The following is a 7,670-nucleotide window of genomic DNA, read 5'->3' as shown; positions in this document are numbered from 1 at the left end:
CGCCTGCAAAAAGAGACGATGGAAGGCCCTGACAACGAAACGGTGCTGTATCAGTTTTTCACGGGCCTGCTGAAGTCTGATACCGACGAGCTGGACGCTTTTGAAGCCGCCGTGACGGAGGACGAGGACGGCGCAGTGCTCCACACAAAGCGGCGGGATTATATGTCCCGCATTACGGAATATCGCAAGGAGCTTCTGCGCCGCAAGCGCTATTACGAGCAATTGTCCGCAATTTTTGAAAATCTGGCGGCTGACGACGAAAACCTACTCAGCCGCAGCACTCGGCGGCATTTTTCCAACCTGCTGAACAGGACGCGGCGGTTTCTTTCCACTGTGCTGAGCCTGCGGGATTACGTCACGCAAATGCGGGAAGCATATCAGGCCCAGCTGGACTTGCAGCAAAACGAGCTGATGCGGCTGTTCACGGTTATCACAGCCCTGTTTCTTCCGCTGTCCCTGCTTGCGGGCTGGTATGGAATGAACTTTCAGGGGATGCCTGAGCTTGAGTGGAAATACGGCTATCCCGTCGTTATCGCACTCAGTGGGGTCATTTGCGGGTGCCTGATTCTGTGGTTTAAGAAAAAAGGCTGGTTTTAAGCCCGGCGGAACCGCCCTTGACGCGGCGGCGCTTTTTCCGCAACATCCTGAAAGGCCCATACGGGCGCATATTTTGGCAAAATTCGGGCCGCGCCCCTTTTGGGGCTTGCTTTTTTCGGGCGGCGGGAGTATAGTGCTTGTAAGTGGGGAGTCCGTACAGCGGGCTGAGAGGAAGTCGTTCAACTTCGACCCTGGAAACCTGATGCGGATCATGCCGCCGTAGGGAGTCAGTTTTTGATTCTTGTCGGAGGCGCCGTATCGGCGTCTCCGAATTTTTATAGTTACGAACAGAAAAACCGGGGGAGCTTGCGCAAGCAGGCTGAGAGGAAGGTACTGCCTTCGACCCATGAACCTGATGCGGGTAATGCCGCCGTAGGAAGCCGTTATATACGCTTTCGGAGGCATCGTATCAGATGTCTCCGTTTTTTTGTTCCCTTTGAAAGGATGGTGACAGGCGGCATTCACGGTCAGGCCGTGACGGGCGGAGGGGGAGCTCCCTGCGTCCTGTATTGCAGCGATGGGAAGCCGTGTTCCGGCGTGAGAGGAGGCCAATAAGCCTCGACCGATCTTCCAGGGCAGAGGTCTGCCCGTTCCTGTCAAAAGGGGAAGCGACGCTGTACTTGCCGTTTTCTCCGTTAAATTCAAAAGGAGCATCACAATGAAAAAAATCAACGTCCAAAAGCTGGCTGTGGCCGGACTTTTCTGCGCGGCTGCTGTGGTTGGCAGTCTGTTTTCCTTCCCCGTGTTCGCCAGCAAGTGCGCCCCGGTGCAACACATGGTCAATATCCTCTGCGCGGTGCTGCTGGGCCCGGGCTACGGCGTGGCCGTGGCCTTCGGCGCAAGCCTGATTCGAAACCTCTTGGGCCTTGGAAGCCTGATGGCGTTCCCCGGCAGCATGTTCGGCGCGCTGCTCTGCGGACTTGTCTACCGGAAAAGCCGCCGCCTGCTCCCCACCTTGGCTGCCGAGGTATTTGGAACCGCCGTGCTTGGCGGGCTGTGCGCCTATCCCGTGGCCGTTTTTCTTATGGGAAAATCTGCCGGAGAGCTGGCGTTCTACGCGTATATCCTCCCGTTTTTCATCTCCACCGCAGGCGGCTCCATCCTGTCGGGACTTTTAATCTATTCTCTGGAAAAAGCCGGGGCTCTTTCGGGTATGCAGTCCCGTCTGGATCAATCCGTTTACCATCAGAAAGGAAGTGAAGCAGATGCATGAACTGCTTGAAAATGTCCGCCGTCAGGCTCCCCTGATTCACAACATCACCAACTATGTCACCGTGAACGACTGTGCCAATATTCTTCTGGCCTGCGGCGCGTCGCCCATTATGGCAGACGATCTGGAGGAGGCAGAGGAGATCACCTCCATCTGCGGTGGGTTAAACATCAACATCGGCACTCTAAATCAGCGCACCATCCCCGCCATGCTGGCCGCAGGGAAAAAGGCAAACACGCTGGGCCACCCCGTGATTCTGGACCCCGTGGGGGCGGGTGCGTCCGCTCTTCGCACCGAAACCGCACTGAAGCTGCTGCAAGAGATTCGGTTTGCCGTCATCCGGGGCAACATCTCGGAAATCAAGGCGCTGACACAGGGCAGCGGAACCACGAAGGGCGTGGACGCGGACGTTGCCGACCGAGTGACGGAGGAGAATCTTCCGCAGGCGGCGGCCTTTGCCAAGGCATTTTCCAAAACAACCGGCGCGGTGGTGGCTATTACCGGAGCCATTGATATCGTGGCGGACGAACATACGGCCTACTGCATCCGAAACGGCCACCCGGATATGAGCCGAATCACCGGTACCGGCTGCCAGCTCTCCGCCATGACAGCGGCTTACGTCACCGCCAATCCGGGGCGTACACTGGATGCGGCGGCGGCGGCGGTCTGCGCCATGGGTCTTTGCGGCGAAACGGCCCGGCGGCGCATGACGGAACTGGACGGCAACTCCAGCTATCGGAACTACATCATTGACGCGGTTTACAATCTCACGCCGGAGGCGTTGGAGGAAGGAGCACGGTATGAAGTGCGATAAAAAGGCGATGCTGCTCTACGCGGTGACAGACCGGGCATGGGTGGGAACGCTGAGCCTGTATCAGCAGGTGGAACTGGCATTGAAAAACGGGGCCACCTGCGTTCAGCTCCGGGAAAAGGAGCTGGACGAGGATGCGTTCCTCGCCGAGGCCACGGCGCTTGCAAAGCTCTGCAAGGAGTATAGCGTACCCTTTATCGTCAACGACAACGTGGAGATCGCCATCAAATCCGACGCGGACGGCATTCACGTGGGGCAGGAGGATATGCTTGCCGCCGACGTTCGGGCCCGGGTGGGCGACGGGATGATCGTGGGCGTTTCTGCCCACACCGTGGTTGAGGCGCTGGAGGCAGTAAAAAACGGCGCGGATTATTTGGGCCTTGGGGCCGTGTTTTCCACGTCCACCAAGTCGGACGTGGACCTGATGCCTTTTGAAACCCTCCGCGCCATCTGCTCTGCCGTGGACGTTCCCACTGTGGCCATCGGCGGCATCTCCGGGGAGAACATTCTGCGTCTCTCCGGCAGCGGTGTGGACGGCGTGGCCGTGGTATCGGCGATTTTCGGGGCAGAGGACCTCGGCGCGGCCACCGCCGCGCTGCGGACGCTTGCGGAAAAGCTGGTGGGGGACCTCAAATAGGCCCTGCCCCATTTTGCGGGGCCGGCGCATTGCCGGCCCCACCATTTCATAGATTTCACAGGCCGCAGCGCCTTGAAATAGCGGCAGACCGGGGGCACCACTCTCTGCCGCTCAATAAAAATAGTGCTGACAGTGGAAAGGAGTTTTCATTCATGAAAACAGCATTATCAATCGCCGGAAGTGATTCCAGCGGAGGCGCCGGGATTCAGGCAGACATCAAAACCATGACCGTCAATGGCGTATACGCCATGAGCGCCGTCACGGCCCTGACTGCCCAGAACACAACCGGCGTCCAGGGGATTTTCGAGGTCCCCCCGGAATTTCTCGCCCAGCAGCTTGACTGCGTATTTACCGACATCCCGCCCGACGCCGTGAAAATCGGCATGGTTTCCTCCGCGGGACTGATTCAGGTGATTGCGGAAAAGCTAATACAGTACAAAGCGGTAAACATTGTGGTGGACCCCGTGATGGTGTCCACCAGCGGCGCGAGGCTCATCAGCGCCGACGCGGTGGGCGCACTGAAGCGGCTGCTGCTGCCGCTTGCCACAGTCCTCACCCCCAACATCCCGGAAACGGAGGTTCTTTCGGGGATGACGGTAAAAACCGCCGCCGACATGGAGCGGGCCGCGAAGGCCATTTCGGACGCCTATGGCTGTGCCGTGCTGTGCAAGGGCGGCCACCAGCTTAACGACGCAAACGACCTTTTGTACCGAAGCGGAGAAGCCCGCTGGTTCAACGGCAAACGCATCGACAACCCCAATACCCACGGCACCGGCTGCACCCTCTCCAGCGCCATCGCCGCAAATCTTGCGAAGGGCTACGGGCTGGACGAAGCGGTGGAGCGGGCCAAGGCGTACATCTCCGAAGCGCTGGGCGCGATGCTGAATCTGGGGGCAGGCTCCGGCCCTATGAACCACGCCTTTGACCTTGCAGGCGAATTTGCGAAAGAGGCGGACAAATGAAGCAGAACACAACGCAGCGCCTTTTGGACGCGGCGAAAGACATATGGGCGGACTATCACGCCCACCCCTTTGTCCGGGGAATTGCCGACGGCACTCTGGACCGGGAAAAATTCAAGCATTACATGGTGCAGGACTATCTGTACCTGCTGGACTATGCCCGCGTATTCGCCCTTGGTGTGGCGAAAGCCCGGGACCGTGCTTCAATGGCTCTGTTCGCCGGCTACATAACGCAGATTCTGAACGGGGAAATGGACATTCACCGGGGCTATATGGAACGGCTGGGCATTTCCCTTGACGAAGCGGAGCGCACGCCCATGGCGCAGGATAATCTCTCCTACGTCTCCTACATGCTTCGGATTGCTTACAAGGAAGGTCCGGGGGAAATCGCCGCGGCGATCCTCTCCTGCGCCCTCAGCTATGAGGTCATCGCCAAAGAAATGACAAAACGAAATCCCGCCTGCGCGGAGCATCCCTTTTACGGCGAATGGGTCCGGGGCTATGCAAGCTCTGACTATGCCGCCGCCAATGAAAAGCTGGCCGAGCTGACCAAGCAGTTGACATCAGACTACTCCGAAGCCCGGCTCCGTAGTCTGGAGGAAATTTTCATCGCCTGCTCCCGGTACGAGGGCGCGTTCTGGGATATGGCGTGGGAGTTGAGGACGTAAGACATGCTGACCTTTGAAAATGTGACCTTTCAATATCAGTCGGATAGCTTCCCCACCATCGACCAGCTTTCCTTTCACGTAGACCGGGGGGAGTTTGTATCCGTGGTCGGCCCCTCTGGCTGCGGAAAAAGCACCATTTTCCGTCTGGTGAACGGACTGCTGTCTCCCGAACGCGGCGAAATACTGGTGGACGGAGCAAGCATTGCCGGGCGAAAGCGTTACTGCGGCTATATGCCCCAGCAGGATTTGCTGTTTCCCTGGCGCACCGTGGCAGAGAATCTCCGTCTGCCGCTGGAAATACAGGGCGGGCTTTCCAACGCGGAAATGGATACCCGCGTGGAGAGTGCGCTGGGGGCCGTGGGCCTTGGAGACTGGGGCAAAAAAATGCCCGGAGAGCTTTCCGGCGGAATGCGCCAGCGGGCGGCCTTTGCCCGGACGGTGCTCACCGGTTCCCAGCTTCTTTTGCTGGATGAGCCGTTTTCCGCGCTGGACTATCTGACCCGCCTTTCCATGCGGGAATGGCTGCTGGAGCAGTGGGAGGGGGAGCGCAAAACGGTGCTGTTTATTACCCACGATGTGGAGGAAGCGCTGTTTCTCTCCGGCCGGATTCTGGCCGCGGAGGGCACGCCCATTACCAGTCTGCGCTCCTTCCCAGTCCCCGCCGGGTATCCCCGGTCGCTGGAAACCCTGCGTCAGCCGGAGCTTTTGTCGCTGAAGGAGGAGTTGATTTCCATGCTCAGGAGGAACGCGGGATGAGAAAGGCAAATCGGGGAAATCTCCCCGCCGCCGGGCTGACGCTGGCGCTGGTCATGCTCTGGCAGGCCGCCGCCATGGGTATGGATGCGGCCTATATCCTGCCCAGCCCGTGGCAGGTACTCGTGCGGCTGTGGGAGCTGCGAGGGCCGCTGTTTTCCGCTCATCTGCCCGCCACCATGGCGGTGGTGGGGGTGGGCCTTGGCATCTCCGTCGTTCTGGGGCTGGGACTTGCCATGCTGATGGATGCGTCTCCCGCCGCGGAAAAGGCGCTGTACCCGCTGATCGTCGCGTCCCAGACGATCCCCACCACGGCCCTGGCCCCCCTGTTTGTGCTGTGGTTTGGGTATGGGTTGTGGAGCAAGGTGCTGGTGGCGGTTCTGATTACTTTTTTCCCCATCGCCATCACGGTGTTTGACGGGTTCCGGTCTGTAAAAACGGAGATGACGGAGCTGTTGTTCACCTTCGGGGCCAGCAAACGCCAGATTTTCTGGAAACTGAAGCTTCCTGCCGCCCTTCCCTACTTTTTCTCCGCCATCAAAATGGCGATTCCCCTGTCGGTCATCGGCGCGGCCATTGGAGAATGGCTGGGCGCCCAGAGCGGCCTTGGGTATTTCAGCCGCCGAATGATGACGCAGTTGGACGGGGCCGGAGTTTTTGCGCCCATTTTATTGCTGTCGGTGGCGGCAATGCTGCTGGTGGCAATGGTCAGTATTATAGAAAAGCGCGTCATAACGTGGCGCGGACAATAAGAAACGAGGAATCATTATGAGAAGAATTACTGCTCTGCTTCTGGCTGTAATGCTGGTGCTGACGGTACTTACCGGCTGCGGCAGTCAGGCATCCGCCGGACAGTCGGCCAGCGAAGAGGATGGCAGCCTCCGGGGAATCAACGTGGTGCTGGACTGGTATCCCAACGCCCTGCACACCTTTATTTACACAGCCATCCAGCGAGGCTACTATAAAGACGAGGGGCTGGAGGTAAACATCCGGTTCCCCTCCAACGAAAACGACGCGCTGTCTTTGGTCGCCGCAGGGAAAGCGGAAATCGGCCTGTACTATCAGCAGGACGTGATTCAGGCAGTGGCCGATCAGGGAGTGGGAATCAAGTCCATCGGCGCGGTGGTGCAGTCTCCCCTGAACATCATTTTGTCTCTGGCGGATAAAAACATCCACACCCCCAAGGATTTAGAGGACAAAACCGTTGGCTATGCGGGAACGGCTCTCAGCGAGTCCTTGGTCAAAGCCCTGATGGACGCCAGCGGCGCGGATTTTGGCCGCGTAAATCTGGTGAACGTGGGCTTTGATTTGATGAGCTCCATGACCACCGGCAACGTGGACGCCACCATTGGCTGCCTTGTAAACCACGAGGTTCCCCAGATGGAGGAGGAGGGCTTTGACGTCAACTATTTTATGGTCAATGAATACGGAATTCCCAACTACTACGAAGCCGTATTTCTGGCAAATGACAAGATGATTGAAGCCGAACCGGAGGTGCTGGCAGGATTTCTGCGAGCCTCCGCCAAGGGCTTTGCTGATTTTCAGGCAGACCCGGACGGCTGTCTGCAAATCCTGCTGGATAACCAGAACGCGGAAAACTTCCCCCTGTCCCCCTCCGTGGAAGCCCAGTCCTGCCAGACTCTGCTGCCCCTGATGGAGACAGAGACCACCCCTTTCCTCAGCCAGACCGCCGAAACCTGGCAGTCCAACATTGACTGGATGTACAGCGTGGGGCTGATTCACGAAAAGGTGGACCCGGCGCAGGTGATGGCAAACATCGATTTTTAAAAAACCAGACCAATGTAACGTGGATTTTCGTCCGCGTTTACGGCAGTACGGAACCCTATGAGCCACCGCGATTTCTACATTTTTGAACGGTCTGTTTCATAAAATCACGCCCCGAAGCTGTAAGCTTCGGGGCGTGGCTTTTCTGTTCGGTTTTTCTGGCTCTTCCCTTCAATCGCAAATAAGCCCCGTGGACTTTACACTCCCGTCCCGGCTTTCACCGCTCACCTGTCCCAGTATTTCCAGCGCG

The 7,670-nt window shown here is 58.3% G+C and carries 9 protein-coding genes and 2 riboswitches; all 9 genes read left to right on the top strand.

Annotation, left to right across the window (positions count from 1 at the left end; all coding sequences use genetic code 11):
* Window positions 1-597, top strand: a 597-nt coding sequence (locus B2W96_RS06630; RefSeq protein WP_293009498.1) for a CorA family divalent cation transporter, incomplete at its 5' end; no start/stop codon positions are given.
* Window positions 598-731: 134 nt separating this feature from the next.
* Window positions 732-840, top strand: a riboswitch (TPP riboswitch).
* Window positions 841-886: 46 nt separating this feature from the next.
* A riboswitch (TPP riboswitch) is annotated at window positions 887-994 on the top strand.
* Between the two features lie 261 nt (window positions 995-1,255).
* Window positions 1,256-1,810: an energy coupling factor transporter S component ThiW gene (gene thiW / locus B2W96_RS06625; RefSeq protein WP_293009497.1), complete on the top strand. Its 555-nt coding sequence runs from the start codon at window positions 1,256-1,258 to the stop codon at window positions 1,808-1,810.
* The gene (thiM, locus tag B2W96_RS06620) at window positions 1,803-2,621 is read left to right on the top strand and encodes a hydroxyethylthiazole kinase (protein ID WP_293009496.1); all 819 of its coding nucleotides are present in this window, start codon (window positions 1,803-1,805) and stop codon (window positions 2,619-2,621) included. Before thiW ends, thiM begins: the two co-directional genes overlap by 8 nt.
* Window positions 2,608-3,255 (top strand): thiamine phosphate synthase, encoded by a 648-nt coding sequence (gene thiE / locus B2W96_RS06615; protein ID WP_293009495.1) that lies wholly within the window; start codon window positions 2,608-2,610, stop codon window positions 3,253-3,255. Before thiM ends, thiE begins: the two co-directional genes overlap by 14 nt.
* A gap of 152 nt (window positions 3,256-3,407) precedes the next feature.
* On the top strand, window positions 3,408-4,217 hold the full coding sequence (gene thiD, locus B2W96_RS06610) for a bifunctional hydroxymethylpyrimidine kinase/phosphomethylpyrimidine kinase (protein ID WP_293009494.1): 810 nt from the start codon (window positions 3,408-3,410) through the stop codon (window positions 4,215-4,217).
* Window positions 4,214-4,882 carry a thiaminase II gene (tenA, locus tag B2W96_RS06605; protein WP_293009493.1) on the top strand — a complete coding sequence of 223 codons (669 nt, stop codon included), beginning with the start codon at window positions 4,214-4,216 and terminating at the stop codon, window positions 4,880-4,882. The genes thiD and tenA overlap by 4 nt, the downstream gene beginning before the upstream one ends.
* A gap of 3 nt (window positions 4,883-4,885) precedes the next feature.
* On the top strand, window positions 4,886-5,638 hold the full coding sequence (locus B2W96_RS06600) for an ABC transporter ATP-binding protein (protein WP_293009492.1): 753 nt from the start codon (window positions 4,886-4,888) through the stop codon (window positions 5,636-5,638).
* Complete coding sequence (locus tag B2W96_RS06595; protein WP_293009491.1) at window positions 5,635-6,387, top strand: ABC transporter permease; 753 nt, start codon at window positions 5,635-5,637, stop codon at window positions 6,385-6,387. Before B2W96_RS06600 ends, B2W96_RS06595 begins: the two co-directional genes overlap by 4 nt.
* A gap of 16 nt (window positions 6,388-6,403) precedes the next feature.
* The gene (locus tag B2W96_RS06590) at window positions 6,404-7,423 is read left to right on the top strand and encodes an ABC transporter substrate-binding protein (protein ID WP_293009490.1); all 1,020 of its coding nucleotides are present in this window, start codon (window positions 6,404-6,406) and stop codon (window positions 7,421-7,423) included.
* Window positions 7,424-7,670 lie beyond the last annotated feature (247 nt).

It is taken from the genome of Oscillibacter sp. UBA6647, assembly GCA_002455655.1.
Taxonomy (GTDB): domain Bacteria; phylum Bacillota; class Clostridia; order Oscillospirales; family Oscillospiraceae; genus Oscillibacter.
Note: the sequence above shows the minus strand (reverse complement) of the source record. Positions and strands in the feature narration are given on the sequence as shown.

Coding starts and splice junctions, on each gene's coding strand:
- thiW (WP_293009497.1), top strand. CDS start 1,256: ATGAAAAAAATCAACGTCCAAAAGCTGGCTGTGGCCGGACTTTTCTGC.
- thiM (WP_293009496.1), top strand. CDS start 1,803: ATGCATGAACTGCTTGAAAATGTCCGCCGTCAGGCTCCCCTGATTCAC.
- thiE (WP_293009495.1), top strand. CDS start 2,608: ATGAAGTGCGATAAAAAGGCGATGCTGCTCTACGCGGTGACAGACCGG.
- thiD (WP_293009494.1), top strand. CDS start 3,408: ATGAAAACAGCATTATCAATCGCCGGAAGTGATTCCAGCGGAGGCGCC.
- tenA (WP_293009493.1), top strand. CDS start 4,214: ATGAAGCAGAACACAACGCAGCGCCTTTTGGACGCGGCGAAAGACATA.
- B2W96_RS06600 (WP_293009492.1), top strand. CDS start 4,886: ATGCTGACCTTTGAAAATGTGACCTTTCAATATCAGTCGGATAGCTTC.
- B2W96_RS06595 (WP_293009491.1), top strand. CDS start 5,635: ATGAGAAAGGCAAATCGGGGAAATCTCCCCGCCGCCGGGCTGACGCTG.
- B2W96_RS06590 (WP_293009490.1), top strand. CDS start 6,404: ATGAGAAGAATTACTGCTCTGCTTCTGGCTGTAATGCTGGTGCTGACG.